We start from the raw sequence: 26474 nt of genomic DNA on the forward strand, positions 1-26474 counted from the left end.
GGCAGGCGCCCCGGCAGCGGGGCCGGCACCGCCCTGATGGAATGCCAGTCCGCGCGACTGGCATTTTGCATTTCGGGCCATCAGGTACCGACTGATGCATGCGGCTTGCGGCTCTCCGGCCTGGGCCTTTGGGGGCAAGGCAGCCGCAGTATCGGGCGGATGCCTATAATCGAAAGTTTTGCATCTTCTCTCGTATAAGCATTAGCGCCATGCCTATTTATGCATACAAGTGTGGCTCCTGCGGTCATGCCAAGGACGTGCTGCGGAAAATCTCGGATGCTCCGCTGACGACCTGCCCGGCCTGTGGTGCCGAGGCCTTTTCCAAGCAGCTGACGGCTGCCGGCTTCCAGCTCAAGGGCTCGGGCTGGTACGCGACCGACTTCAAGAACAGCGGCAGCAAGAGCGCCGCCACGCCGGCTCCAGCGGCAGACACCCAGGCCTCGGATACATCTGCCGCACCTGCGGCAACTGCGCCTGCTGCGGCCCCCGCATCTGCTCCCGCACCCTCCACGGGCCATTAATCAAGGCTTGCATTTCTCATGTCCGCTCTGCGCAAATGGCTGTTCGCCGGCCTGCTGGTGATTGTTCCTCTGGTGATCACGCTGGGCGTGCTCAACTGGATCATCGGCACGCTGGACCAGACGCTGGCCATCCTGCCCGAGGCCTGGCATCCGGACCGGCTGCTGGGTTTCCACATTCCCGGCTTCGGCGTGGTGCTCACGCTGCTGATCCTGCTGGTGGTTGGCGCTGCGGCCAGCAACTTCATCGGCCGCAAGCTTGTCTCCTGGGGCGATGCGGTGGTCAGCCGCATTCCCGTGGTGCGCTCCATCTATTCCAGCGTCAAGCAGGTGTCCGATACCGTCTTCTCGGACAGTGGCAATGCGTTTCGCACCGCCGTGCTGGTGCAGTGGCCGCGCGAAGGCGTCTGGACCGTGGCTTTCGTCACCGGCTCGCCCAGCGGAGAGGTCGCCGCCTATCTGCGTGACGAATACCTGAGCGTCTTCGTGCCGACAACGCCGAACCCGACGGGCGGCTATTTCGTCATCGTTCGCAAGAGCGATTGCATCGAGCTGGAAATGAGCGTGGATGCCGCGCTCAAGTACATTGTTTCGATGGGCGTGGTGACTCCTCCGGATCTCACACTGCCCGCGGAATCCAAATAACAAACTGTCGCGCCCATCCCGGGCGCAGGAAGCTTTTCATCATGGCCATGCGCTCCCATTACTGCGGTCTAGTGACCGAAGCCCTGATGGGCGAAACCGTTACCCTGTGCGGCTGGGTGAACCGTCGCCGCGACCATGGCGGCGTGATCTTCATCGACCTGCGTGACCGCGAAGGCTATGTGCAGGTGGTCTGCGACCCCGACCGTGCCGAGATGTTCAAGACTGCCGAAGGCCTGCGCAACGAGTTCTGCGTGCAGGTCAAGGGCCTGGTGCGCGCACGTCCCGAAGGCACGACCAACGACAAGCTCAAGAGCGGCCAGATCGAAGTGCTGTGCCACGAGCTGAACGTGCTCAACGCCTCGGTCACGCCCCCGTTCCAGCTGGACGACGAGAACCTGTCCGAGACCGTGCGCCTGACCAACCGCGTGCTGGACCTGCGCCGCCCCTACATGCAGCGCAACATGATGCTGCGCTACCGCACGGCCATCCAGGTGCGCAACTTCCTGGACAAGGAAGGCTTCATCGACATCGAAACGCCCATGCTGGGCAAGAGCACGCCCGAAGGCGCGCGCGACTACCTGGTGCCCAGCCGCGTGCACGATGGCGAGTTCTTCGCCCTGCCGCAGTCGCCCCAGCTGTACAAGCAGATGCTGATGGTGGCCGGCTACGACCGCTACTACCAGATCACCAAGTGCTTCCGCGACGAAGACCTGCGCGCCGACCGCCAGCCCGAGTTCACGCAGATCGACTGCGAGACCTCGTTCCTGGACGAAGAGGAAATCCGCGCCATCTTCCAGCGCATGATCACCGAGGTCTTCAAGACCCAGCTGGACGTGGATCTGGGCGAGTTCCCGATGATGACGTACCAGGATGCGGCCTTCCGCTTCGGCTCGGACAAGCCTGACCTGCGCGTCAAGCTCGAGTTCACCGAACTGACCGAAGTCATGAAGGACGTGGACTTCAAGGTGTTCTCCACCCCCGCCACGACCAAGGGCGGCCGCGTGGTCGCGCTGCGCGTGCCCGGCGGCTCGCAGATCTCGCGCGGCGAGATCGACCAGTACACCGAATTCGTCAAGATCTACGGCGCCAAGGGCCTGGCCTGGATCAAGGTCAACGAAGTGGCCAAGGGCCGCGATGGCCTGCAGTCTCCCATCGTCAAGAACCTGCATGACGCGGCCATTGCCGAGATCCTCAAGCGTACGGGCGCACAGGACGGCGACCTCATCTTCTTCGGCGCCGACAAGGAAAAGATCGTCAACGACTCCATCGGCGCGCTGCGCCTGAAGGTGGGTCACAGCGAATTCGGCAAGGCCAACTGCCTGTTCGAGAACCGCTGGGCGCCGCTGTGGGTGGTGGACTTCCCCATGTTCGAGCACGACGAGGAAAACGACCGCTGGGCGGCCGTGCACCATCCCTTCACCTCGCCCAAGGACGGCCACGAGGAGCTCATGGTCACCGACCCGGCCAACTGCCTGGCCAAGGCCTACGACATGGTCCTGAACGGCTGGGAGTTGGGTGGCGGCTCGGTGCGTATCCACCGCGCCGACGTGCAGAGCAAGGTGTTTGACGCGCTCAAGATCTCGCCCGAAGACGCCCGCGCCAAGTTCGGCTACCTGCTGGACGCGCTGCAGTACGGCGCGCCCCCGCACGGTGGCCTGGCCTTCGGCCTGGACCGCCTGATCACGCTGATGACGGGTGCCGACTCCATCCGTGACGTGATCGCCTTCCCCAAGACCCAGCGTGCCCAGGACCTGCTGACCCAGGCGCCTTCGCCCGTGGACGAAAAGCAGCTGCGCGAGCTGCACATCCGCCTGCGCAACCCGCTGGCGGCCACCCAGGGCTGAGGACCGGGCCTGGCGGCTTGATACGGACGGCAGAAGCTGGCACAGCTTCTGCCGTTTTTCTTTTTGCGGAGAGCTTTCATGCGTTTTCAAGGCATTGCATCGGTGGCGCTGGCTGTGCTGGCAGGGCTGGGCCTGTCCGGCTGCGGGGAAAAGAAGACCGAGCTGGGGCAGGGCGGCTCGGAGATCACCGGCTCCGCCGGGCCCCTGGGCGCGAACAATGGCTCGCGCGAACTCGTGCGCTGCGACGCGCCCGTGGCCACGCTGGCCCTGGCCGAGAATCCCAACGGCTACGTCATGGGGTCGGGCTACCAGCTGCCCGCCTCGCCCGTGCCGCTGATCAAGCTGCTGGCCCAGCAAAGCGGCTGCTTTCGTGTGGTGGACCGGGGCGCGGGCCTGCGCGGCACGGTGCAGGAGCAGGACCTGAAGAACGCCGGCGTGCTGCGCGAGAACTCCACGGTGCGCAAGGGCCGTGGCTATGAGGCGCAATACACGCTGACGCCCAGCCTGACCTTCAGCGAGCAGGACGCGGGCCGGGGCCTGGCCGGCGTGGTTGCCGTGATTCCGGTGCTGCGGGACATCGCTGGGCTGGCCGGCATGGTCGAGCAGGTCAAGTTCAAGGAGGCGCAGACCGCGCTGCTGCTGTCGGACAACGAAACCACCGAGCAGGTGGCCGCTGCCACGGGTGCCGCCCGCACCACCGATCTGGGCGTGGGCGGCATGGTGCTGGGCCGCCTGGGCGCGGCGGGCGCGGGCTGGAGCAATACCAACGAGGGCAAGGTCATCGCCGCCGCCTTTCTGGATGCGCACAACCAGCTCGTGCATCAGGTGCGCGCGCTGCAGGCCAAGGAGCTGCCACCGCCCGTGGCGACCAAAGCGGTCCAGGGCAAGGGCTGATGCCTGCCATGCCAGGCTACAAGATCCCTGAATCGGTGCTGGTCGTCATCTACCGCGATGACGGGCAGGTGCTGCTGATGCGCCGCACGGCACCGGCGCCTGAGGGCGGGGAGTTCTGGCAGTCGGTGACGGGCAGCAAGGACCATGAAGGCGAGTCCTGGCGCGAGACCGCAGTGCGCGAGGTGCGGGAAGAAACCGGCATCGATCCCGAGGCACCCTGCTGCCTGCTGCAGGACTGGGCGCTGGAGAACATCTACACCATCTACCCGGCCTGGCAGCACCGCTATGCGCCCGGTGTATGGCACAACCGCGAGAGGGTTTTCGGCCTGCGGATTCCGTCCTACACCCCTGTGTTCTTGAATCCGAGGGAACATACCGCATCTGCTTGGCATCATTGGCATGACGCTGCCGAGCGCTGCTACTCCCCGTCCAATGCGGAAGCCATCCTGATGCTGCCGCGATTCGCTTCACTGGAGCTGGACTGATCCCGATCCCTGTGTTCCTGACCGCCTATGACTGACAACGTGAAATCCTCCCACGAGGTGGACCCCGGCCCGTCCATACTGCGCGTCGCGACCTACAACATCCACAAGGGCGTGCAAGGCATGGGTCCCGTGCGCCGCCTGGAGATCCACAACCTGGGACACGCTGTGGAGCAGCTCGATGCCGACATCGTCTGCCTGCAGGAAGTGCGCAAGATGAACCACAAGGAGGCCGCGTACTTCGAGCGCTGGCCCCAGGTGTCGCAGGCGGAGTACCTGGCTCCCCTGGGCTACGAGGCCGTCTACCGCACCAATGCCTACACGCGCCACGGCGAGCATGGCAACGCGCTGCTCACCCGCTGGCCCGTGGTGGGCCACCAGCACGAAGACATCTCCGACCACCGCTTCGAGCAGCGGGGCCTGCTGCATGTGGAGGTGGAAGTGCAGAACCGGCGCGTGCACACCATCGTGGTGCACCTGGGCCTGATCCCCGGCAGCCGCGTGCGCCAGGTCTCCCAGCTCAAGCGCTTCATCGAGCGCGAGGTGCCGCCCGGCGCGCCCGTGGTGGTGGCGGGCGACTTCAACGACTGGGGTGGCCAGATCAAGCGCATGCTCGGCGGTTTCGGCCTGTACGAATACGACGAATTGCCGAGCGTGCCCACCTATCCCTCGCGCCTGCCGCTGGCCCAGCTGGACCACGTCTACGTGCGTGGCCTCACCCCGCTGGGCCTGCATGTGCCCAAGGGACGCATCTGGTGGCGCATGTCCGACCATCTGCCGCTGATTGCCGAATTCCGCCTCTAGCCCCGGGTTCTGTCACACAAGCCATTCTTTTGCTATTGAAATGATAGCTTTCAGCGCGGGCAGAACCTGCGTTTGGGTGGAAAATCCCTTGCGTGCCATGCCGCGGGTTTCGCTGTTACCATGCCAGCCATGTTCAGAGAACTCGTCGACATGAAACAAGACAGCCAGGCCGAGGGCACCCCCGTCTCGGTCAAGATCCGCGAACGGTTGAAGCAGGCGCAAAAGCGCTTTCATGCGAACGACAACATCTCCGAATTCATCGAGCCCGGTGAACTCGAGCTGCTGCTCGACGAAGTCCAGGACAAGATGCAGGGCGTGCTCGACAGCATGGTCATCGACACCACGCACGACCACAACACGCGCGCCACGGCGCGCCGCGTGGCCAAGATGTATGTCAACGAAGTGTTCCGTGGCCGCTATGTGGCGCAGCCCGCCATCACCGAGTTCCCCAACGCCGAGCACCTCAACGAGCTGATGATCGTCGGCCCGATCACGGTGCGCAGCGCCTGCAGCCACCATCTGTGCCCGGTGATCGGCAAGATCTGGATCGGCGTGCTGCCCAACAAGAACACCAATGTCATCGGCCTGTCCAAGTACGCGCGGCTGGTGGACTGGATCATGGGCCGCCCCCAGATCCAGGAAGAGGCCATCATCCAGCTGGCCGACCTGATCCTCGACAAGACCCGCCCCGACGGCCTGGCCGTGGTCATGGAGGCTTCGCACTTCTGCATGTCCTGGCGCGGCGTGCGCGAGATGGACAGCAAGATGCTGAACTCCGTCATGCGCGGCGCCTTCCTCACCAATCCTGAACTGCGCCGCGAGTTCCTCTCGCTGGTGTCCAGCCGCAGGTAACTCCCCGGGGTGGCGTCCCCGGACGCCTCAGACAAGACCCCAGGCTGCGCAGTGCGCGGCCTTTTTTCTTTCCCGCGCCACGCCCCGCTTTCCCCCGGACCTGCCCATGTCGCTGCAAGCCTTTGCCCTGATCATCGTCGCCGGCCTCATCCATGCCGGCTGGAACATCGTGGCCAAGAAGGCGGGCGGCGACTCGCGCTTCGCCTTCTTCACCTCGGTCATCATGATGGTGATCTGGGCACCGCTGGGCTGGTGGGTGGGGCGCGATGTGGTGCCCACATGGGGGCGCAACGAATGGCTGGTGGTGCTGGCCAGCGGCCTGCTGCACGTGGCCTACTACGTGACCTTGCTGCGCGGCTACCGCAGCGCGGACCTCACCGTGGTCTATCCGCTGGCGCGCGGCTCGGGGCCGCTGCTGTCGTCCATGGTGGCGGTGGTCTTCCTGGGGGAGCAGATTTCCTCGCTGGGCGTGCTGGGCATTGCCGGCGTGGTGGTTGGCGTGTTCCTGATCGCGGGCGGCCCCGGCCTGCTGCGCGCACGTCATGACCCCGAAGCGCGCGAGCGGCTGCGGCTGGGCCTGTGGTACGGCCTGCTGACGGGCGCCTTCATCGCCAGCTACACCGTGGTGGACGGCTACGGCGTGAAGATGCTGCTGATGTCGCCCATCCTCATCGACTACATGGGCAACTTCGTGCGCGTGTTTCTGCTCGCTCCCGTGGTGCTGCGCGACCTGCCCACTGCGCGCAGCCTGTGGCGCACGCAGTGGCGCTTCGCGGCCCTGGTGGCGCTGATCAGCCCCATTGCCTATGTGCTGGTGCTCTACGCCATGCAGGATGCACCCATGTCGCACGTGGCGCCTGCGCGCGAAGTCTCCATGCTGTTCGCGGCGCTGATCGGCGGGCACATGCTGCGCGAAGGCGACCGCCTGGCGCGCATTGCAGGCGCGGTGTGCATTGCCGTCGGCGTGACGGCGCTGGGCCTGGGCTGAGCGCCATGGCGGCAATGCGGGTGCTGGGCTGCGATTTCAGCAGCCGGCCTACGGCGCGCAAGCCCATCACCATGGCCCTGGGCCACCTGCTGGCTGGCGACACGGTGGTCCTGCAGGATTTGCTGGAGTTCGCCTCGCTGGACGCATGGGCCGCCTGGCTGGCCCGGCCCGCCGATGCGGCGCAGTCGGGGCAGTCGGCCTGGGTGGGCGGTTTCGACCTGCCTTTTGGCCTGCCGCGCGAACTGGTGGAGCAACTGGGCTGGCCCACGGACTGGGCGGCCTGCATGGATCACTACGCCGGCCTCACGCGCCAGGCCATACGCGAGCAGTTCAGGGCCTTTTGCGCGGCGCGGCCCGCAGGCGGCAAGTTCGCGCACCGCGCCACGGACGGGCCTGCGGGGGCCAGCCCTTCCATGAAATGGGTGAACCCGCCCGTAGCCTACATGCTGCATGCCGGGCTGCCCTTGCTGCGCGCGGCCGGCGTGCATCTGCCGGGCCTGCAGCCGCCCGGCGAAGGCGATGCGCGCCGCGTGGCGCTGGAAGCCTACCCGGGCATGCTGGCGCGCGCCGTGATCGGCCGCCGCAGCTACAAAAGCGACGAGCCCGCGCGGCAAACGCCCGAACGCCATCAGGCGCGTGTGCAATTGCTGGCGGCGCTGGAGCGCGGCGACAACCCGCTGGCGCTGCGCCTGCGTATCGACGCCGAAGAAACCCGCAACCAGTTGCTGGCAGACGGCAGCGGAGACAGGCTGGACGCCGTGATCTGCATGCTGCAGGCCGCCTGGGCCGCGGCCCGCCATGCGCAGGGCGATGCGCTCTATGGGTTGCCGCACGACCTGGACCCGCTGGAAGGCTGGATCGTCACGGCGCAAGCCTGACCCAAGCCGCGCTGGAACATGCGATGAATCAAAAAGAGAGAAGCGATGCCGACCTTTGAAACCCTGCTGGCCTTTTTTGGCGTGGCCGTGCTGCTGGGCCTGAGCCCGGGGCCTGACAACCTGTTCGTGCTCATGCAATCGGCCCAGCGTGGCTGGCGCGTGGGACTGTGCGTGGTGCTGGGCCTGTGCCTGGGGCTGGTGGTGCATACGGCGGCGGTTGCGTTGGGCCTGGCGGCGCTGGTGGCTGCATCGCCCCTGCTGTTCACCGCCATCAAGCTGTGCGGCGCGGCCTATCTGGCTTGGCTGGCCTGGGGCGCGCTGCGCGCCGTGGCCCGGCCGGGCGAGATGCCGCTGGCCGGCGCAGCCGACCCGCTGACCCCCGCACGGGCGCTGCGCTGGGTGGGGCGTGGCGTGGTGATGAACCTCACCAATCCCAAGGTGCTGATCTTCTTCCTGGCCTTTCTGCCGCAGTTCGCGGACCCCGCGCGCGGCAGCGTGGCCACCCAGGTGATGGTGCTGGGCTGCGTGTTCATGCTGGCGGCGCTGCTGGTGTTCGGCGCCATCGCCTGCTGCTCGGGCTGGTTCGGCGTGCTGCTTCAGCGCTCCGTGCGCGCTCAGAACTGGCTCAACCGCGTGGCCGGGCTGGTCTTTCTGGGCATGGCCGTGCGGCTGGCCCTGGTGCAGCGTTAGGAATACTCTGCTTTTCGCTGCGGGCCACGGCGCAAGGGCCGGGCCGTGGCACAGTCCACGCCATGCTTTCCCGATTGCGCAATCTTTCATGGCCTGCCGCCTTGCTGATGGCCGGATTGTCCGGACTGGCCCTGCTGATGGCGGCGGCCTGGCTGGTGGGCAGCCTGTTGAGTCAGCCGGACCACCAGCCTGTCGGCGCGCCGCCTGCGGACTGGCCGGTCCAGACGCTGCAGTTGCCCACCGACGAGGGCGGGCAGGTCCGGGGCTGGTTCGCCAAGGGGCAGCCGGGCCATGGTGCCGTGCTGCTGCTGCACGGCGTGTACGCAGACCGGCTGGCCATGCTGGCGCGTGCGCGCATGCTCCATCGGCAGGGGTACTCCGTCTGCCTGATCGACCTGCCCGCGCACGGCGAAAGCAGTGGCGAGCGCATCAGCTTCGGCATGGTTGAAGGCGCAGGCGTGCGTGCCGCCATGGCCTATGTGCGGCAGCAGCTGCTGGGCGAGAAGGTGGCGGTGATCGGCACATCGCTGGGCGGCGCGGCCCTGCTTTTGTCCCATGTGGCGCCGGGGCCGGATGCGGTGGTGCTGGAGTCCGTGTTCCCTGACATCCGGCAGGCCATAGACAACCGCGTGCGCGCGCACATCGGCTGGCTGGCGGACGTGGTCAAGCCCTTGCTGGCGTGGCAGCTGCCGCTGCGCCTGCATCTGGAGCTGGCGCAACTGCGTCCCATCGACCATGTGAAGGCGCTGGGTGCTCCCGTGCTGATCGCGGCCGGGCTGCAGGACCGGCACACCACGCCCGCAGAAACCCGCGAGCTGTTCGATGCGGCGCGTGAACCCAAGGCGCTGTGGATGGTGGAGGGCGCCGCGCATGTGGACCTGTACGACTACGCGCCCAAGCCCTACGAGCTGCGGGTGCTGGGATTCCTGGATCGATATCTGGGCCATTGATGGAGACAATGGCTGGCAGGCCTTGACCTGCCCATCTGACGCCGTCTCCACCAAGCCCATGCCACAAACCACGGCCCACACCATTGCCATTGCCCAGGTCCTGCAGATCGTGCAGGGCGTGCAGCGCAATGGCATGGATGTGCCAGCCATCCTGCGCCGTGCCGGCATTGCGCCGGCCCTGCTGGATGCGCCGCTGTCGCGCGTGACCCAGGCGCAGTACGCGGCGCTGATCCGCGTGCTGCGCCGCGTCTGCCGCGACGAGTTGTGGGGCCTGTGCCGCCATCCGCTGCCCGTGGGCAGTTTTGCCCAGGCCTGCCGCAGCATGCTGCCCTGCCGCACGCTGGGCGAGGCATTGCAGGCCGGGCTGCGTTTCTACCGCCTGGTGCTGCGCGACTTCGCTCCCCGGCTGCAGGTGGTGGACGGCGTGGCCCGCATCGCCATGGTGTCGCTGCGCGAGCGTGATGCGCCGCTGGCCTATGCCGAGCGTTCCTTTTGCTTTCTGGGCTATGGCGTCATGTCCTGGCTGGTGTCGCGCAGGATTGAGCTGACGGGCGTGTGCGCGCCGGCCGGAGCCAGCATGCCGTATGGCACGGAGGCGCAGCGCCTGTTCCTGGCGCCGCTGCAGCGTGACCGCGACTTCACGGGGCTGGAGTTCGATGCGCGCTGGCTGGAGCTGCCCGTGGTGCAGACCCCGGAGAGCCTGGCCGAATTCCTGGACCAGGCGGCCATGGGCCTGGTGATCCGCTACCGCGACCGCACGCGCCTGGGCGAGCGCATCCGCCGCCTGCTGCGCCGCGATCTGGCGGGGGAGCTGCCTTCGCTGGAGCAGGTGGGCGCCGCGCTGTCCATGACACCGCAGACGCTGCGCCGCCGCCTGCGCGACGAAGGCCTGGGCTTCCAATCCCTCAAGGACGACCTGCGCCGCGACGCCGCCATCGAATTGCTGAACCGCCCGGATCTGACCCTGGCCGACATCGCGGCCCGCGTGGGGTTTGCGGAGGCCAGCACCTTTCACCGCGCCTTCAAGGGCTGGACCGGCCTGCCGCCGGGCGCCTACCGGCAGGCCCAGCATCGCGGCCGCTGATCTTTTTTGCCAATCATTTTGAGACGATCGGCGATTGGTGGCGGAAGGCCCGGTGGCCACACTGTCCATGGACCCTGCCACTGCGGCAGGGCACACCGCCCCGCCAACGAGGGCGGAGCACCGAAGGACAAGGAGACAAGCCATGGAATCGAGCCGACGCGGCTGCCTGCGGGCGGCGCTGGCATGCGCCGCCAGCGCCTCACTGGGTGCTGTCCTGGGGACGGCATCGCCGATCGCCTTTGCACAGCCGGCAGGCGGTGCCTATCCGTCCAAGCCGCTGCGCATGGTGATTCCCTACCCGGCAGGCGGCGGCACGGACATCATCGGCCGCATCATTGCCCAGCAACTGAGCCAGGCCTGGGGCCAGCCCATGGTAGTGGAGAACCGGCCGGGCTCCAGCGGCATCATCGGCGGCGACGTGGTGGCCAAGTCGCCGCCAGACGGCTACACGCTGCTGCTGGGGATCACGGCCATGATCCAGGCGCCTGCGCTGTACGCCAAGATGCCTTATGACGTGCTCAAGGACTTTGCCCCCGTATCGCAGGTGGCCCTGTCCTCGGACCTGTTCGTGGTGCCGCGCGACGTGCCGGCCACGACGCTGCAGGAGTTCATCGCCCTGGTCAAGGCCCATCCGGGCAAGTACAGCAACGGCAACTACGGCAACGGCACCTCCTCGCACATGCATGGCGAACTGCTTCGTGCCCGGGCCGGGCTGGATCTGGCGCTGATTCCCTACAAGGGCGCGGCGCCGCTGGTCAACGATGTGCTGGGCGGGCAGCTGTCGTCGGCTTTCATCGACGTGTCCTCGGCCAATGCGCACCTGAAGTCCGACAAGATCCGCATCCTGGCCATCACCGGCATGCAGCGCCATCCGGCGCTGCCCGAGGTGCCCACCTTTGCCGAGCTGGGGCTGGCGGGCTTCGAGGCCAATGGCTGGTTTGCCACCTTCGTGGCGGCGGGAACGCCCCGGCCCATCGTGGACAAGCTCTCGGCCGAGGTGCGGCGCATCGTGGCCTCGCCCGAACTCAGCGGGCGCCTGGCGGCCATGGGGCTGCGCCCGGTGGGCGGCACGCCCGAGGAGCTGTCAGCGGCCATGGCGCGCGACCTGCCGCGCTGGGCGCGCATCGTCAAGGATGCGGGAATCAGGCTGGAGTAGCCGGCACTGCGTGTGCCCGCGCCTGTGCCCCGTCTTCGCTGTCGCCAGTGCCCTTGCCCGGAGGCAGGGGCTGTGGCCAGGCCGGCTGCGGCGGCCGCAGCTGCTCCAGCACACGGCTGAGCCGCAGCACGCCCAGGTCGTCAAAGCGGCGGCCCGCGATCTGCACGCCGATGGGCAACTGCCCGTCATGCCCGCAGGGCACGGACGCGGCGGGCTGCTCTGACATGTTGTAGGGCACGGTGAAGGCAATGTGCTCCAGCGGTCGCAGCGGGTCGTTGGTGGGGCTGGGCAGGTGGGCCGGGAAAGCCGTGATGGGCGCCACGGGCGACAGCACATAGTCGAAGGCCGCCGTGGCCCGCACCGTGGCCACGCGCAGCAGGTGCGATTGCTGGCTGGCCACGAACAGCTGGGTGGCGGTGATGGACCCGGCACTGTCGGCCCAGTCGCGGATGAAGGGCAGGACCACGCGGCGCTGGGCGTCCGGCAGCGACTGCATTTCCACATGCGAGCGCATGCGCCAGAAATGGTCGAGGCCGTCGAGCATGTCGCGGGTGAGCCAGGGCTGGATGATCTCGATATGGGCGCCGGCCGATTCCAGCCAGGCCGCAGCCTGCTCCACCACGGCACGCACGCGGGGCTGCAGGGGCAGGCCGCAGCCGGCATCCAGCAGCAGGCCTATGCGCAGGCCGCGCACCTGGGCGGGGTCCATGTCGAAGCCGCTCCAGGCAATGTCCTGGTGCGGCAGGCCCATGCTGTCGCGCGCATCGGGCAGGGACAGCGCCTGCATCATCAGCGCGGCATCGGCCACGCTGCGCGTCATGGGGCCGGCGCAGCGGCCGGTATAGGGCGGGTCGATGGGCACGCGGCCCAGGCTGGGCTTGAGGCCGAAGATGCCGCACCAGCCTGCGGGCAGGCGGATGGAGCCGCCAATGTCCGTGCCCACATGCAGCGGCCCGTAGCCGGCTGCCGCAGCGGCGCCCGCGCCTGCGCTGGAGCCGCCCGGCGTCTTGTCCAGATCCCAGGGGTTGAAGGTGTTGCCGTGCAGCGAGGACAGGCCCGAGGACAGCATGCCGTAGTCTGGCATGGTGGTCTTGGCGAAGAGGATGGCGCCCGCCTCGCGCAGGCGCGCAGCGGGCGGGGCATCCAGCGGGGCCGCGACCTGCGGCATGGCGGCCGTGCCCACGGGGGTGGGGTCGCCGCGCGTGGCGATGTTGTCCTTGACCGTGGCGGGGACGCCGTCGAGCAGGCCTGCCGGCTCGCCGCGCAGCCAGCGGGCCTCGCTGGCGCGTGCCTGGGCCAGTGCGGCCTCGGGGCGCAGCAGGTAGGTGGCGCCCAGGGCCGGTTCCCAGCGCTGCACATGGGCCAGCAGGTCTTGCATGACCTCGACGGGCGAGAGGCTGCGCTCCCGGTAGGCGCGCAGCAGCGCATGGGCGGGTAGGTCGTGCAGGGCCTGTGTCGTTCCAGTCATCGCGGCTTCCTCGAGGATGGCGGTTCCAGCGGCAGATCTGCCGCAGTGTGGACCGGGGCCACCGGCGCGCCTGTCGCCTGTGGCTCAGCCGGTGCGCGGTTCAGGTTGCCCAGGACAGTGCCGAGAGATCGTTGACGAAGATGGGCATGTCCTTCCACAGTCCGCGCAGGTTCTTGTTGGCCACGGTGACCCATTGCGGCGTGTAGAGGAAGGCGTGCACGCAATCCTGGGCCAGCAGGCGCTGCGCATCGCCCAGCAGGCGCGAGCGGTCGGCGGGGCGCGAGGCGTTCTTGATCTTGTCGTACAGCTCGTTGAACTGGGCGGACTCGTAGCCCCAGTAGTAGTCGGGCTTGGCGAAGTTGCCCAGGTCGAAGGGCTCGACATGGGAGATCAGCGTCAGGTCGTAGTTCTTGAGGGTGTAGGTGCCCGACAGCCACTGCGCCCATTCGACGTTCTGCAGCTTGGCGCGGATGCCGATCTTGGCCAGCTGCGCGGCAATCACCTCGCCGCCCTGGCGCGCGTAGGGCGTGGGCGGCAGGGTCATGGTCAGCTCCAGCGGGGTCTTGACGCCGGCCTCGGCCAGCAGCGCCTTGGCCTTTTCCACGTCGAAGGGGTTGATGCCCGTGGTGTCCACATAGCCAAAGGCCGTGGGCACGTAGTAGCTGCCGATGGGCAGGCCGTAGCCGTCGCCCGCGCCGTCGATCACGGCCTTGCGGTCGATGGCCGCGGCAATGGCGCGGCGCACGCGCGCGTCGCCCAGGGGCTTGCGTGCGTTGTTCATGGCCAGGATGGTCTTGGCGCGCGAGCCGCTGACCACGACCTGGAAGCGCCCGTTGGCCTTGAACTGGGCCACGCTGCGCGGCGTCACGCGCGGGAAGGCATCGACATCGCCAGCCAGCAGCGCAGCGACCTGGGCCGCAGGGTCGGAGATGAAGCGAAAGCTGGCGCGGCGAATGCGCAGGCCGGAGGCCATGCGGTGCTGCGGCCAGGCCGTGAGCGTGACCGAGGCGCCCTTGCTCCAGTTGCCCAACTGGTAGGGGCCCGTGCCCACGGGGCGCGTGGCGTTGGTGGCCGCGCTCTTGGGCTCGACGATGATGGAAGTCGCCTGGCCGAGCACGAAGAGGAAGTCGGGATCGATGTCCTTGTTGATCACGACCACGGTGTGGTCGTCCACCACGCGCGTGGACAGGGAGGCGAAGGTCCGCTTGTCCTTGTTGGTGCTCTTGTCGTCGCCTGCCCGGTCGAAGGAATACTTCACGCTGTGGGCGTTGCAGGGCTCGCCGTTCTGAAAACTCACGCCCTTGCGCAGGCGGAAGGTGTAGGTCTTGAGGTCGGGCGAGACCTCCCAGCTCTCGGCCAGCAGCGGCGAGACGCTGCCGTCCGGGTTGATCTTGGTCAGCGTCTCGAACAGGTTGTAGAGCACGATCTCGCCGATGGACGATGCGGCGCCGGCCGTGGGGTCCAGCCCCGGGGGCTCCAGCGTCATCGCCAGCGTGATGCTGTCCTTGCGGCTCTGGGCCAGCGCAGGCCAGGGCATCAGCAGGGGCAGGCCGGCAGCAGCGGAGCTGGCCAGCAGGGAACGGCGGTTGAACATGAACAGGTCTCCGGAAATTCTTGCAGATGGTTCTCGGGCCGCTGTATGCGGCCTGCAGCAGTGTTTTTACACCACGGCGCACGGGTGCGTGGCCCTGGGGGCCTGGTCCGCGCGGGCGGCCGTCAGCTTTCAGGCCCGGTGCTGCAGGGCGATGCGCGGCACGGCCCGGACAAGGGCCTGCGTATACGGGTGCTGCGGGGCGTGGAACAGCTGCTGCGGCGCTCCGCGCTCGACGATGCGGCCCTCGCTCAGCACGATGGCGTCGTCGCACAGGTGCTGGACCACGGCCAGGTCGTGGCTGATGAACAGATAGGACAGGCCCAGCTGCTGCTGCAGATCGTGCAGCAGGTTCAGCACCTGGGCCTGCACCGAGACGTCCAGCGCACTCACGGGCTCATCGGCCACGATGAGGCGGGGCCGTGTGATCAATGCCCGCGCAATGGCGATGCGCTGGCGCTGGCCGCCCGAGAACTCGTGCGGGTACTTGTCCAGATCCTGCGCGCGCAGGCCGACCTGTTCCAGCGTGGCGCGGGCCAGGTCGCGCCGGGCGGTGCGTTCGGGCGACGCAGGCTGTGCGAGCAGGGGTTCGCAGACGATGTGCTCCACCGTCATGCGCGGGTCCAGCGAGCCGTAGGGGTCCTGGAACACCATCTGGAAGTCGCGGCGTGCCGTCCGCAGTGCCTGGCGGCCCAACTGGTGCAGATCTTGGCCCAGCAGCCGCACGCTGCCGGCGCTGGGCGTGTCCAGCGCCATGACCAGGCGTGCCAGCGTGGACTTGCCCGAACCCGACTCGCCCACCACGCCCAGGCTGCGCCCCGCCGTCAGCGTGAAATCCACGCCGCGCAGCGCATGCACCTGCTCCGGCGCGCGCCACAGCGACCGGCGTGGCAGCTGGTAGCTGCGGGCCAGGCCTGTCACTTGCAGCAGGGGTGCATCGGAGGCCGGTGGCGTCTGGACCGGTGGCGCCTGGAGGGGGTGCCCTGTCATGCGCATTCCTGTGCAGGCAGGCCCTGTGCAATGGCCTCGGGGCGCAGGCAGCGCACCACATGCGGCTGTGCCCAGGCCTGCAGGGATGCGGGCGTGGGCCGCTGCGGGCGCTCCAGTACCACGGGGCGCGGGCGCTCGCTGTGGCAGGCCGGCTCGGTGAAGCTGCAGCGGCCCGCGAAGGCGCAGCCGGCCGGCAGGTCCACCAGCTCGGGCACGGTGCCGGCAATGGTGGGCAGCCGGGCCGGCGGCAGGCTGCCTGGGGCGGACAGGTCCAGCTGGGGTCTGGCCGCGAACAGGCCGCGCGTATAGGGATGGGCGCGGCGCGCGAAGATGGCCTCGGTCATGCCGCTTTCGACCACGCTGCCGCCGTACATGACAAGCAACTGCTCCACGTTCTGCGCGATCACGCCCAGGTCGTGCGAGATCAGCAGCAGGGCCATGGAATGCTCGGCCACCAGTTCCTGCAGCAGGTCCAGGATTTGCTGCTGAACGGTCACGTCCAGCGCCGTCGTGGGTTCGTCGGCAATCAGCAGGTCGGGCCCGCAGGCCAGGGCCATGGCGATGGTGATGCGCTGGCGCTGGCCGCCCGAGAACTGGTGCGGATAGTCGTCATAGCGCTGGGCCGCACGGGCAATGCCCACGCGCTCCAGCAGCGCCACCGCATGCGCGCGCGCGGCCTGGCGGCCCAGGCGCAAATGATGGCGCAGCGGCTCGGCCACCTGGCGGCCGATGCCGTGCACGGGGTTCAATGCCGTCATCGGCTCCTGGAACACCATGGCCATGCGGTTGCCGCGCAGGCGGCACAGCGCGTTCTCGTCCATGTCCAGCAGCTCCTTGCCGTTGAGCTGGATGCTGCCGTCCACCTGAGCATGCTCTGGCAACAGGCCCATCAGCGCCAGGGCGGTCAGCGACTTGCCGCAGCCCGACTCGCCGATCAGGCCCAGCGTGGCGCCGCGCTCCAGGATGAACTCCAGGTTCTGCACTGCGCGCGCGCGGCCGCGCGGGGTCTGCAAGGTGATGGTGAGGCCGGAGACTTCGAGCAGGGGCATGGGCGCGTGCCTTCCTCAGCGCTGGCGCGACAGGCGCGGGTCGAGCAGATCGCGTAGCCCGTCGCCCAGCAGATTGAGCCCGAGCACCGACAGCGCAATGGCCAGGCCCGGCCACACGGCCAGCAGCGGTGCCTGGAACATGAGGGTCTGCGCCTCGCTGAGCATGCGGCCCCAGGAGGCCTGGGGCGGCTGCGTGCCCAGGCCCAGATAGGACAGGGCGGCCTCGGCCAGAATGGCCAGCGCGAACTGGATGGTGGCCTGCACCACCAGCACCGGCAGGATGTTGGGCAGCACATGGCGCCAGGTGATGCTGGCGCGGCCATGGCCGCAGGCGCGTGCGGCCAGCACGTATTCGCGCGCCCACACGGCCTTGGCTGATGCTCGCGTGATGCGTGCGAAGGTGGGGATGTTGAAGATGCCGATGGCAATGATGGCGTTGACGATGCCCGCGCCGAACACGGCCGTGAGCATGATGGCCGACAGCAGCGCGGGAAAGGCAAAGCTGAAATCGGCCAGCCGCATGATGGCCTCTTCCACCCAGCCCCTGCAGGCTGCCGCGACCAGGCCCAGCGCCACGCCCATCGACAGCCCGATGCCCACGGCAATGACGCCGACCAGGATGGAGCTGCGCGCGCCCAGGAACAGCAGCGAGGCCACGTCCCGCCCATAGGCGTCGGTGCCCAGCCAGTGCAGGGCGCCCGGTGCAGCCAGCTTGGCGTCCATGTCCATGTCGTAGGCAGAGCCCGGCGTCCACCAGAAAGACAGCAGGGCCGTGAGAAGCAGCAGTGCGGTCAGCACCGCTCCCAGCAGGAAGCTGCGGTGGCCCAGCATGCGCCGGCCCGCTCCGGCGGGCGCGCCCAGGGTGACGGCCCGCGTGGGCCGGTGGCCCGGTGGCGGGGCGGAGGGCGGGGGCGAAGGAGGGCTGTGCGGCTGGCTCATACGTCGCTGGCCTCGATGCGCGGATCAATGGCCGCGTACAGCACGTCCACGATGAAGTTGATGACCACCACCATGGCCGCCAGCAGCAGCACGCAGTTGCGCACCACGATCAGGTCGCGGTTGGCGATGGACTGGAAGATCAGCCGGCCCAGGCCCGGCAGGTAGAACACGTTCTCCACCACGATGGTGCCTGCCAGCAGCTGGGCGAACTGCAGGCCCATGACCGTGAGCACGGGAATCATGGCGTTGCGCAGCACATGGCCCCAGAGCACGGCGCGGCGCGACAGTCCCTTGGCGCGGGCCGTGCGCACGAAGTCCTCGCGCAGCACCTCCAGCACGGCCGAGCGCGTGATGCGCGCCAGGATGGCCGCCTGCACCACGGCCAGCGAGATGGCCGGCAGCAGCAGCGCCTGCAGTGCCTGCAGCGGGCCGCCGCCGTCGGCCTCGCTCCAGCCGGGAAAGCCGCCGGCGGAAAACCATTGCAGCTTCACCGAGAACACCAGGATCAGCAGGATGGCAAACCAGAAATTGGGGATGGCGATGCCGACCTGTGCCAGGCCCATGATGCCCAGGTCGCCCCAGCGGTTGTGGCGCGAGGCGGCATAGATGCCGGCGGCCAGTGCCAGCACGGTCGTGATGAGCATGGCCATCACGGCCAGCGGCACGGTGACGGCCAGCCGCTCCAGCACCAGCTCGCTGACCGGCGTGCTGTAGGCGTAGCTCAGTCCCATGTCGCCGTGCAGCAGTCCCTGCAGCCACTGCAGGTAGCGCTGCCAGGCCGGCTGGTCCAGCCCCAGCTGCACGGCCAGCGCCTGCACCGCCTCGGGCGCGGCATCGGGGCCCATCAGCGTCTGGGCGGCATTGCCGGGCAGCACTTCCAGCACGCCGAAAACCACGGCCGATGCGCCCAGCAGCGTGGCTGCCAGCATCAGCAGGCGCTTGAGCAGAAAGATGCTCATGGGCAATCGGCCTCGGCAGGGTGGGTGGCGGTCACGTCGGCGGAGTGGGTGGGTTGTTCTTGGAAGGGCCCGAATGGTACTGCGCATGGCCCATGCGCGCAGCATAGCGGCCTTTGAAGCGGCAGGGCCTCGATGGACGGGGACGCGGCCATCGATTGCAGGGCGCCGGGCTTGCCCGTGCAGGCTCCATGCTTATGTGGCGGACAGGATAATGGCGGCATGACTGATGCCACCTTGCTGCAAGGCCCCTTCGGGGCGCATGGGCCCGCCCGGCCCGGAGCGTGGCTGGCACTTGCGAGGGACCTGCCATGGCTTTGATGATCACCGACGAATGCATCAACTGCGATGTCTGCGAGCCCGAGTGCCCGAACGATGCGATCTCCATGGGCGAGGAGTACTACGAGATCGAGCACAGCAAGTGCACGGAGTGCGTGGGCCATTTCGATGAGCCCCAGTGCGTGCAGATCTGCCCGGTGGCCTGCATTCCCGTGAATCCCGCCCATGTGGAAGACCGCGAGACGCTGATGCAGAAGTACCTGCGTCTGCAGTCCCAGGCTCCCGCTTCTTCCTGAACGTTCAGCCCTTGTCGCTCTCGGCCGTGGCCGGGCGTGCGGGCTTGGGGCGCGGCGGCTTGGTGGTGTGGATCAGCAAGGTTGCCTTGTCCATGTTGCCGGCCTGCAGTTCGGGCCAGGCCTTGAGGGAGTGGGCGATGCTGTCCTCGATCAGCTGGCGCTGGTCGGGCGCGGGCTTCTTGAGCACCCAGTTGGCGACTTCGGCCTTGTGGCCTGGATGGCCTATGCCGATGCGCAGCCGCCAGTAGTCAGCCGAGCCCAGCTGGGCATGGATATCGCGCAGGCCGTTGTGTCCGCCGTGGCTGCCGCCGCGCTTGAGCTTGACCTGGCCGGGCTCGAAGTCCAGTTCGTCATGCACCACAAGGACTTCCTCGGGCTGGATCTTGAAGAAGCGCGCCAGCGCGCCCACCGACTTGCCCGACAGGTTCATGAAGGTCTGCGGCTGCAGCAGCCAGACGTTCTCGCCGCGCACGCTGGCACGGGCCATGAGGCCGAAGTAGCTGCGCTCGGGCACCAGATGGACCTTGAGTTCGCGCGCCAGCGCATCAATCCACCAAAAGCCCGCGTTGTGGCGGGTGTCCTCATACTCCGGCCCGGGGTTGCCCAGGCCGACAAACAATTTGATCATCGGGCGATTATCTCCATGGCGGCCGCAGCAGGCGGGTGAGGGTGCTCCCCCATGCAAAAGGCCCACGCGAGGTGGGCCTTTTGCAGGTTTGCGGCAGCCGGGGCCACCGCAAGGGAAAGCCAAGAATTACTTCTTGCCCTTCTTGGCCGGAGCGGCCGGGGCTGCCACGGGAGCTGCCGATGCATCAGGAGCCACTTCGGGCAGCTTGATGGAGATCAGGGCGGGGTTCTTGTTGGAACCGCGCACCACGGCCTTCACGCCGTTGGGCAGCTTGACGCCTTGCAGGCCCAGGGTGGACTTGGAGGTCAGGCCGCTCAGGTCCACGGTGATGAACTCGGGCAGTTGGGCGGGCATGCACACCACGTCCAGTTCATGGACCAGGGGAGTGATCGTGCAGTTCTCGACCTTGACGGCCTGGGACTGTTCCATGCCTTCGAAGTGCAGCGGCACCTTCAGGTGAACCTTGGTCTTGTCGTCAACGCGCTGGAAGTCCACGTGCAGGATGAGCTGCTTGTAGGGGTGGAATTGCACGTCGCGCAGCACGACCTTGGAGGTCTGGCCGTTGACTTCCATGTCCAGGATGCTGGAGTGGAACACTTCCTTCTTCAGGGCGTGCCACAGGGCGTTGTGATCGATTTCGATCAGTTGGGCTTCGGCAGCACCGCCGTAGACGATGCCAGGGGCCTTGCCCGAATTGCGCAGACGGCGGCTCGCACCCGTACCTTGCTTGGCGCGCTCAAAAGCGACGAATTGCATAACTAACTCCTAGATGGATGGACCGCGACCAGCCTCATCCGTTGATAAAAGAACGCCTGTCCGATGCGGACCAGGCTGCTCTTGCGGTGTCCCGGGGTGGTCCTGAAACCACTCCGGAACGCGCAAACCTCCCGAAGGAGGTTTGCTGGGTTCCGACCACAGGGGCCGATATTTTATTCAGAGAACAGGCTCAGCACCGAATCACCGGTGGAAATCCGCTGGATCGTCTGGGCAATCAGGGGTGCCACGGACAGTTGGCGGATCTTGCCGCAGGCCTGTGCCTCGGCGCTCAGGGGAATGGTGTTGGTCACCACGACCTCGTCCAGGGCGTTGCCGTTGCCGATGCGCTCGATGGCCGGACCCGAGAAGATCGGGTGCGTGCAGTAGGCATAGACACTCTTGGCGCCGCGCTGCTTGAGCACTTCGGCCGCCTTCACCAGCGTACCGGCGGTGTCGATCATGTCATCCATGATCACGCAGTTGCGGCCGTCGATATCGCCGATGACATGCATGACTTCGGAGACATTCGCCTTGGGGCGGCGCTTGTCGATGATGGCCAGGTCGCAGCCGAGCTGCTTGGCCAGCGCACGTGCGCGGACCACGCCGCCGACGTCAGGGGAGACGACGATCAGGTCTTCGTAGTTCTTCTGGCGCAGATCGCCCAGCAGCACCGGCGTGGCATAGATGTTGTCCACGGGGATGTCGAAGAAGCCCTGGATCTGGTCTGCGTGCAGGTCCATGGTCAGGACGCGCTCGACGCCCACGGCCTGCAGCATGTTGGCCACGACCTTGGCCGTGATCGGCACGCGGGTGGAGCGCGGGCGGCGGTCCTGGCGGGCGTAGCCGAAGTAGGGAATCACCGCGCAGATGCGCTCGGCCGATGCACGCTTGAGCGCGTCCACCATGACCAGCAGTTCCATCAGGTTGTCGTTGGTCGGTGCGCAGGTGGATTGCACGACGAAGACGTCGCGCGTACGCACGTTCTGCTTGATCTCGACGGCGACTTCTCCATCGGAGAAGCGACCCACGTCGGCTGCGCCCAGCGTGGTGCCGAGGTGCTGAACGATTTCAGTGGCCATGCCAGGATTGGCATTGCCGGTGAAGACCATGATGTCAGGATGATGTGAATGCATTGAGCGCCCCAGTACGATGGGTTTGCCTTGACGCGAAAGACGTTTGGCAGGGGAGGAAGGACTCGAACCCTCGCATGCCGGAATCAAAATCCGGTGCCTTTACCAACTTGGCGACTCCCCTACACAGGCCTTCTGCCGCAGGCAGACAGCCTATAAACTTTCATCTTTCAGCCAATCCTTGAGAGGATGGGCGTGTAGATTGCTGCAAACTCTGACGTTCCAGGTGCCAGGGGCATCCTTTAAGTCAATTGTTTGCGTCAGTGGTGCAAATACTGCACTTCCTGAGCCCGTCATTCTAGCATGCAGTTTTAGTGAGTTTAGCCAATCGATGGCTTTTTTCACTTCAGGCTGCAGCCTTTCGGCGACAGGCTGCAAGTCGTTTTGGCCAAAGCCATAGTGATCTGCAGCAAAGTCTTCGATTGTAGCATGGGCATGATCGCGCTTGAGGGTTGCGTCGCGGAAGATGGACAGGGTCTCCAGCCCCGCCTCGGGCTTGACCACCACGAACCGCTGGGGCGGCAGGGCGTGAGCCTGTTCCAGCGGCGTGATGTGCTCGCCTATGCCTTCCACCCAGGCGGAGTTGCCGCACAGAAAGAAGGGCACATCGGCGCCCAGGTCCAGTGCAATGCGCTGCAGCTCGCGCCGCGTCAGGTTCAACTGCCACAGGCGGTTCAGTGCGATCAGGGTCGATGCCGCATCCGACGAACCCCCGCCCATCCCCGCCTGCGCCGGCAGGCGCTTTTCCACGCCGATGTGCACGCCCGCGCTGCAGCCGGTGGCCTGCTGCAGGGCCCGTGCGGCCCGCACGATGAGATCGTCGGCAGGAAGTGCCATGCCCGACAGGTCCTCGCGGCTGATCTGGCCATCGCCACGCCTGTCGAAATGCAGCGTGTCATGCCAGTCCAACAGCATGAAGACCGATTGCAGCAGGTGATAGCCATCGGCGCGGCGGCCGGTGATGTGGAGGAACAGGTTGAGCTTGGCCGGAGCCGGCACGTCGTGGAGCGAGCGCATGGGCTGGAGAGGATGAGGAAAAAGAGGCAGGTGCGGCAGCTGGAGATGGAGCAGGCGCGCCTGGCGGAAATCAGGGCGTGTCGAGCACGATGCGCAGCGCGGCCGGCGGCTGCGGGTCATTGCGCCGGGCGGACAGGCGGCCCTGCTCCATGCGGGAGAGGTCGACCTGCCAGCCTGTGGCAGCGGTGGCCCGGCCCTGCAGCCAGTCGAACAGGGCGGCAATGGGCAGATCGCTGCCCGTCAGCTCTTGCACCAGTGCCGGCAGCGAGTCCGAGGTCTTGCGCTCCTCGCCTTGCTGCAGGCTTGCCTGACCCGGCTCCCAGAGCAGACGCGCCAGTGTCGAGCCCAGGGGCGTGAACAGCAGCAGCTCGCCGCGCCGGGGGGTACCCAGCAGCTCGAAGCCCGCGCTGAAGGATTGGTTTTGCGCATCTTCCACCTGCAGCGCCAGCCGGCCCGCCCAGTGGCCTGCAGCGGTGGGGGCGGTTGCGTCGGCCTGCAGCTGGCGGGGTGGCAGGGCACAGCCGGCCAGGGCCAGCAGTGCGGCGGCGGCCGCCGTGGCGCACAGCTGCCGGCGTGCAAGGGCGGGATGCGGCAACCCGGGCACGGCGCGGTGGCTCAAAGCGAGACGCCCAGGCGGCGCAGGGTTTCGCGCAGGGTCGTGTTGTCAGGACTGGTGGCCAGGCCCTGGCGCCAGATCTTCTGCGCGCGTTCGCGATCACCCTTGGCCCAGAGCACTTCGCCCAGGTGTGCGGCGATCTCCACGTCAGGGCGTGATGCGTAGGCGCTTTCGAGCAGCCTGAGGGCTTCGTCCAGGTCGCCCCGGCGGAATTTCACCCAGGCAAGGCTGTCGGTGATGAAGGGGTCGCCGGGCGACATTTCCAGCGCCTTGCCGACGAGCTTTTCGGCTTCATCCAGATGGATGCCGCGTTCGGCGAAGGAGTAGCCCAGCGCGTTGTAGGCGTGCTGGAAATCGGGCTGGCGCGCGATGATGCCGCGCAGCAACCGTTCCATTTCGTCATGCTTGCCAATGCGCTCCGCCAGCAGGGCGGTGTCATAGGCGAGCTCGGCGTCTTCAGGGTCCTGCTTTTGCAACTCGGCCTGCAGCGCGTAGGCCTGGGCATTCTGATTGGCATCGCGCAGCAGCTGCACTTCGGCCAGGCGCTTGAGCCGCTGCTGGCTGGGGCCGCTGGCGGGCACGGCCTCGATGAGGGCGCGGGCTTCCTTGAGCTTGCCCTGGCGCGCGAGCAGGGCGGCACGGCGCGCCTGCACGCTCAGCAGGTTGGGCGCGTCGTCGATGCGGCGCAGCAGGGCGTCGGCCTCGGCGAACTTGCCTTGCTTTTCTGCAATCTGGGACTGCAGCAGGTAGTACTGGGACTGGGCCGCACTGCGCGCCACACCGGCGGGAATCTGCGGCACGAGCTTGCCAAAGCGCTCGGTGGACGCCTGGGCTGCATCCACGTCGTTGGACTGCAGCTGCAGCGCGGCCAGGGTGGCCCAGGCTTCGGCGTAGTCGGGGGAATCCACGGTGATGGAGACCAACTGCTGGCGGGCCTCGTCCATGCGCTGCTGGCCCAGCAGCACGCGGGCATAGGCCATGCGCATCTGGGCTGAAGGGTTCTTGGCCAGGTAGCGTTTGACGATGGGCTCCGCCTCGGGCATGCCGGCTTCCAGCAGCTCCATGGACAGCAGGGCCACGGGGCCGGTATCGGGTGTCAGTGCCTGTGCCTTTTGCACGGCCTGCATGGCGGCAGCCTTCTGCCCGGCGCCCAGGCGCATGTGGCCGATGGTGGCCCAGGCAAGGGGGCCACTGGCGGGGTTGTCGGTCTCGCCCGCCATGGCCTGCTCGACCACATCGGCGGCCAGGGCCTTGTCGCTGGCGTTGTTGTAGAGCTGGGTGATGCCCAGGTAGGTGGCGGGCTTGGAGGGCGCAGGCGTGGCCTCGATCTCGCGCTTGAGATAGCTGCCGGTATCGGCGATGCGGTTCAGTGCCACCAGGATCTGGAGCACGAAGCGGTTGGCGTCGCGGGACTGGGGAAAGGCGTCGAGCCAGGCACGGGCATTGGCCAGTGCGCGCTCGCCGGAGCGCGACTGCAGCGCCAGTTCCGTGCCACGCCGGTACAGCTGCTCGCTGCCGCTGGTGCGAGCGGCCTCCATCATCATGGCCTGGGCGTCGCCCAGCGCACCTTCGCTGGCGGCGATCTCTCCGACCAGGATCTCGTAGAACAGCTCGGCGTTGAGGGCGGCGCGATCGTCCTCCGCAGAGGCGGCGGCGGAGGAGGGTGGTTCGGGGGATTCCGTCTCGATGGTGGCTGCGGTCTTGCCCGGGAGTGCCCAGGCAGTGGCGGAACCCATGGCCAGGGCTGCTGCCACGGCAAGTCCCTGAAGGCGAAGGCGATGATCCATCGAACCATAATAATCGAAGCCCAGACCACATTTCGCACAACTACAGCACAACCCGGATCGCATGCCTGAATTGCCAGAAGTAGAAGTCACGCGGCGCGCTTTTGCCGCGCAGATCGCCGGAGCGCGCATTGAATCCGTGGCCTTGGGCAAGCCCTTGCGCTGGCCGTTGGGCATTGCCCCCGAGCTGCTGGCCGGGCGCGATGTGCACGGCGTGCGTCGGCGCGGCAAGTATCTGCTGATGGAGCTGAGCGAGGGCCTGCTGATGCTGCACCTGGGCATGTCGGGCAGCCTGCGTTTCGTGGCCCCCCATGAAGCACCCCTGGGACCTGCAGGGACGCATGACCATTTCGACCTGCAGACCAGCAAGGGCCTGCTGCGGCTGCACGATCCGCGGCGCTTTGGTGCGGTGATGTATGTGGCGGCCGAGAGCGATCCCTGGGCGCGCAGGCTGCTGGACCATCTGGGGATGGAGCCGCTGGATGACAGTTTCTCGTTCGAGACCTTCCGGGCCGGCCTGAAGGCCAGCCGCACGCCCATCAAGCAATTGCTGCTGAACGGCAGCGTGGTCGTGGGCGTGGGCAATATCTATGCGTCCGAGGTGCTGTTCATGGCGCGCATCGCGCCCACGCAGCCGGCCTGCGAGGTCGGGCCGCGCAAGGTGCGCCGGTTGTTCGAGGAGATCCGCCGCGTGCTGGCCCTGGCGGTGGAGCAGGGCGGCACGACGCTGCGCGATTTCTCCGCGCCCGACGGCATGGCCGGCCACTTCCAGCTGCAGGCCAAGGTCTATGGCCGCGAAGGCCTGCCCTGCACGCACTGCGGCTCACCCGTGCAAATGCTGCGCCAGGGGCAGCGCAGCACCTACTTCTGCGCGCGGTGCCAGAAGGCGGGATGATCGCTTCAAAAAACGGAGCGAATGCTCAACGTCTCGTAACGCCTGTTGCGGCTGCATTGCAGCAGGTCCCGCGAAGCATTTGCAGAAAACGCCTGTTTCTTCAAATTTCAGGCACCAGCCAACGCAGATTGATGGTGAAATATTGTTTCATTTGTAAATAAACGATATTTTGTCCTTAATCCCCCCGCTCCAGGGGCCGGCCTTGGGGCGCCGCAGCAGGCAAAACGGGGCGACGGTGCTATATTTTGAAGAGAACAGGCATCACGCTTGCGGCGCAATGTCGAGGCGATCACTA

27 protein-coding genes and 1 tRNA gene are annotated in these 26474 nt (G+C 67.2%); 15 read left to right on the top strand and 13 right to left on the bottom strand.

Annotation, left to right across the window (positions count from 1 at the left end; translation table 11 throughout):
* The first annotated feature begins 209 nt into the window (after window positions 1-209).
* The 13 genes from ACUTR7_RS22760 to ACUTR7_RS22820 all read left to right on the top strand — a co-directional run bounded on the left by ACUTR7_RS22760 (window position 210) and on the right by ACUTR7_RS22820 (window position 11785).
* Window positions 210-521: an FmdB family zinc ribbon protein gene (locus ACUTR7_RS22760; RefSeq protein WP_034396889.1), complete on the top strand. Its 312-nt coding sequence runs from the start codon at window positions 210-212 to the stop codon at window positions 519-521.
* 18 nt (window positions 522-539) lie between these two features.
* The gene (locus ACUTR7_RS22765; protein WP_012207252.1) at window positions 540-1163 is read left to right on the top strand and encodes a DUF502 domain-containing protein; all 624 of its coding nucleotides are present in this window, start codon (window positions 540-542) and stop codon (window positions 1161-1163) included.
* A gap of 41 nt (window positions 1164-1204) precedes the next feature.
* Complete coding sequence (aspS, locus tag ACUTR7_RS22770) at window positions 1205-3007, top strand: aspartate--tRNA ligase (protein WP_445609883.1); 1803 nt, start codon at window positions 1205-1207, stop codon at window positions 3005-3007.
* Window positions 3008-3085: 78 nt separating this feature from the next.
* On the top strand, window positions 3086-3901 hold the full coding sequence (locus tag ACUTR7_RS22775; RefSeq protein ID WP_197944150.1) for a curli production assembly/transport component CsgG: 816 nt from the start codon (window positions 3086-3088) through the stop codon (window positions 3899-3901).
* Between the two features lie 8 nt (window positions 3902-3909).
* Window positions 3910-4386 (top strand): dihydroneopterin triphosphate diphosphatase, encoded by a 477-nt coding sequence (gene nudB, locus ACUTR7_RS22780; protein WP_404826711.1) that lies wholly within the window; start codon window positions 3910-3912, stop codon window positions 4384-4386.
* Between the two features lie 27 nt (window positions 4387-4413).
* Complete coding sequence (locus tag ACUTR7_RS22785; protein ID WP_012207248.1) at window positions 4414-5187, top strand: endonuclease/exonuclease/phosphatase family protein; 774 nt, start codon at window positions 4414-4416, stop codon at window positions 5185-5187.
* A gap of 129 nt (window positions 5188-5316) precedes the next feature.
* The gene (folE, locus tag ACUTR7_RS22790) at window positions 5317-6039 is read left to right on the top strand and encodes a GTP cyclohydrolase I (RefSeq protein ID WP_013800846.1); all 723 of its coding nucleotides are present in this window, start codon (window positions 5317-5319) and stop codon (window positions 6037-6039) included.
* Window positions 6040-6145: 106 nt separating this feature from the next.
* On the top strand, window positions 6146-7027 hold the full coding sequence (locus tag ACUTR7_RS22795; protein WP_199960339.1) for an EamA family transporter: 882 nt from the start codon (window positions 6146-6148) through the stop codon (window positions 7025-7027).
* Window positions 7028-7041: 14 nt separating this feature from the next.
* Entirely contained in the window at window positions 7042-7905 is an 864-nt protein-coding gene (locus ACUTR7_RS22800) for a DUF429 domain-containing protein (protein WP_445609952.1), read from the top strand.
* Between the two features lie 45 nt (window positions 7906-7950).
* On the top strand, window positions 7951-8595 hold the full coding sequence (locus ACUTR7_RS22805; RefSeq protein ID WP_012207244.1) for a LysE family translocator: 645 nt from the start codon (window positions 7951-7953) through the stop codon (window positions 8593-8595).
* 107 nt (window positions 8596-8702) lie between these two features.
* Window positions 8703-9545 (top strand): alpha/beta hydrolase, encoded by an 843-nt coding sequence (locus ACUTR7_RS22810; protein WP_445609884.1) that lies wholly within the window; start codon window positions 8703-8705, stop codon window positions 9543-9545.
* Window positions 9546-9603: 58 nt separating this feature from the next.
* Entirely contained in the window at window positions 9604-10629 is a 1026-nt protein-coding gene (locus ACUTR7_RS22815) for an AraC family transcriptional regulator (RefSeq protein ID WP_096913901.1), read from the top strand.
* 142 nt (window positions 10630-10771) lie between these two features.
* A complete protein-coding gene (locus ACUTR7_RS22820; RefSeq protein ID WP_445609885.1) occupies window positions 10772-11785 on the top strand; it encodes a Bug family tripartite tricarboxylate transporter substrate binding protein in 1014 nt (337 codons plus the stop codon).
* On the opposite strand, the gene ACUTR7_RS22825 is transcribed toward ACUTR7_RS22820, so the two are convergent.
* The 6 genes from ACUTR7_RS22825 to ACUTR7_RS22850 all read right to left on the bottom strand — a co-directional run bounded on the left by ACUTR7_RS22825 (window position 11772) and on the right by ACUTR7_RS22850 (window position 18781).
* Window positions 11772-13253 carry an amidase gene (locus tag ACUTR7_RS22825; RefSeq protein ID WP_445609886.1) on the bottom strand — a complete coding sequence of 494 codons (1482 nt, stop codon included), beginning with the start codon at window positions 13251-13253 and terminating at the stop codon, window positions 11772-11774. The two genes, ACUTR7_RS22820 and ACUTR7_RS22825, sit on opposite strands and share 14 nt — an antisense overlap.
* Before the next feature lie 100 nt (window positions 13254-13353).
* Window positions 13354-14847, bottom strand: coding sequence for an ABC transporter substrate-binding protein (locus ACUTR7_RS22830; RefSeq protein WP_013800854.1), 1494 nt, complete (start codon window positions 14845-14847; stop codon window positions 13354-13356).
* Window positions 14848-14976: 129 nt separating this feature from the next.
* Complete coding sequence (locus ACUTR7_RS22835) at window positions 14977-15834, bottom strand: ATP-binding cassette domain-containing protein (protein ID WP_197944146.1); 858 nt, start codon at window positions 15832-15834, stop codon at window positions 14977-14979.
* Complete coding sequence (locus ACUTR7_RS22840; RefSeq protein WP_063328213.1) at window positions 15831-16883, bottom strand: ABC transporter ATP-binding protein; 1053 nt, start codon at window positions 16881-16883, stop codon at window positions 15831-15833. Before ACUTR7_RS22840 ends, ACUTR7_RS22835 begins: the two co-directional genes overlap by 4 nt.
* 15 nt (window positions 16884-16898) lie before the next feature.
* Window positions 16899-17822, bottom strand: a complete 924-nt coding sequence (locus tag ACUTR7_RS22845) for an ABC transporter permease (RefSeq protein ID WP_445609887.1) — start codon at window positions 17820-17822, stop codon at window positions 16899-16901.
* The gene (locus tag ACUTR7_RS22850; protein ID WP_013800857.1) at window positions 17819-18781 is read right to left on the bottom strand and encodes an ABC transporter permease; all 963 of its coding nucleotides are present in this window, start codon (window positions 18779-18781) and stop codon (window positions 17819-17821) included. The genes ACUTR7_RS22845 and ACUTR7_RS22850 overlap by 4 nt, the downstream gene beginning before the upstream one ends.
* A 308-nt stretch (window positions 18782-19089) precedes the next feature.
* On the opposite strand from ACUTR7_RS22850, the gene ACUTR7_RS22855 reads away from it, so the two are divergent.
* Window positions 19090-19353 (top strand): YfhL family 4Fe-4S dicluster ferredoxin, encoded by a 264-nt coding sequence (locus tag ACUTR7_RS22855; RefSeq protein ID WP_012207234.1) that lies wholly within the window; start codon window positions 19090-19092, stop codon window positions 19351-19353.
* Between the two features lie 4 nt (window positions 19354-19357).
* Here the strand turns inward: ACUTR7_RS22855 and pth are convergent, their stop codons facing one another.
* The 7 genes from pth to ACUTR7_RS22890 form a co-directional block, all read right to left on the bottom strand.
* Window positions 19358-19981, bottom strand: a complete 624-nt coding sequence (gene pth, locus ACUTR7_RS22860) for an aminoacyl-tRNA hydrolase (protein WP_013800858.1) — start codon at window positions 19979-19981, stop codon at window positions 19358-19360.
* A gap of 126 nt (window positions 19982-20107) precedes the next feature.
* The gene (locus tag ACUTR7_RS22865; RefSeq protein ID WP_013800859.1) at window positions 20108-20737 is read right to left on the bottom strand and encodes a 50S ribosomal protein L25/general stress protein Ctc; all 630 of its coding nucleotides are present in this window, start codon (window positions 20735-20737) and stop codon (window positions 20108-20110) included.
* A gap of 173 nt (window positions 20738-20910) precedes the next feature.
* Window positions 20911-21870: a ribose-phosphate pyrophosphokinase gene (locus tag ACUTR7_RS22870; RefSeq protein WP_012207231.1), complete on the bottom strand. Its 960-nt coding sequence runs from the start codon at window positions 21868-21870 to the stop codon at window positions 20911-20913.
* Window positions 21871-21914: 44 nt separating this feature from the next.
* Window positions 21915-21991, bottom strand: a tRNA-Gln gene (locus ACUTR7_RS22875).
* 29 nt (window positions 21992-22020) lie between these two features.
* Window positions 22021-22884 (bottom strand): 4-(cytidine 5'-diphospho)-2-C-methyl-D-erythritol kinase, encoded by an 864-nt coding sequence (gene ispE / locus ACUTR7_RS22880; protein ID WP_445609888.1) that lies wholly within the window; start codon window positions 22882-22884, stop codon window positions 22021-22023.
* Window positions 22885-22954: 70 nt separating this feature from the next.
* Complete coding sequence (locus ACUTR7_RS22885) at window positions 22955-23503, bottom strand: outer membrane lipoprotein LolB (RefSeq protein ID WP_445609889.1); 549 nt, start codon at window positions 23501-23503, stop codon at window positions 22955-22957.
* Window positions 23500-25287 carry a tetratricopeptide repeat protein gene (locus tag ACUTR7_RS22890; RefSeq protein ID WP_170962004.1) on the bottom strand — a complete coding sequence of 596 codons (1788 nt, stop codon included), beginning with the start codon at window positions 25285-25287 and terminating at the stop codon, window positions 23500-23502. The genes ACUTR7_RS22885 and ACUTR7_RS22890 overlap by 4 nt, the downstream gene beginning before the upstream one ends.
* A gap of 61 nt (window positions 25288-25348) precedes the next feature.
* On the opposite strand from ACUTR7_RS22890, the gene mutM reads away from it, so the two are divergent.
* Window positions 25349-26179 (top strand): bifunctional DNA-formamidopyrimidine glycosylase/DNA-(apurinic or apyrimidinic site) lyase, encoded by an 831-nt coding sequence (mutM, locus tag ACUTR7_RS22895; RefSeq protein ID WP_012207227.1) that lies wholly within the window; start codon window positions 25349-25351, stop codon window positions 26177-26179.
* The last annotated feature ends 295 nt before the right edge of the window (window positions 26180-26474 follow it).

This window comes from Delftia sp. NA_296.1, from assembly GCF_052692095.1.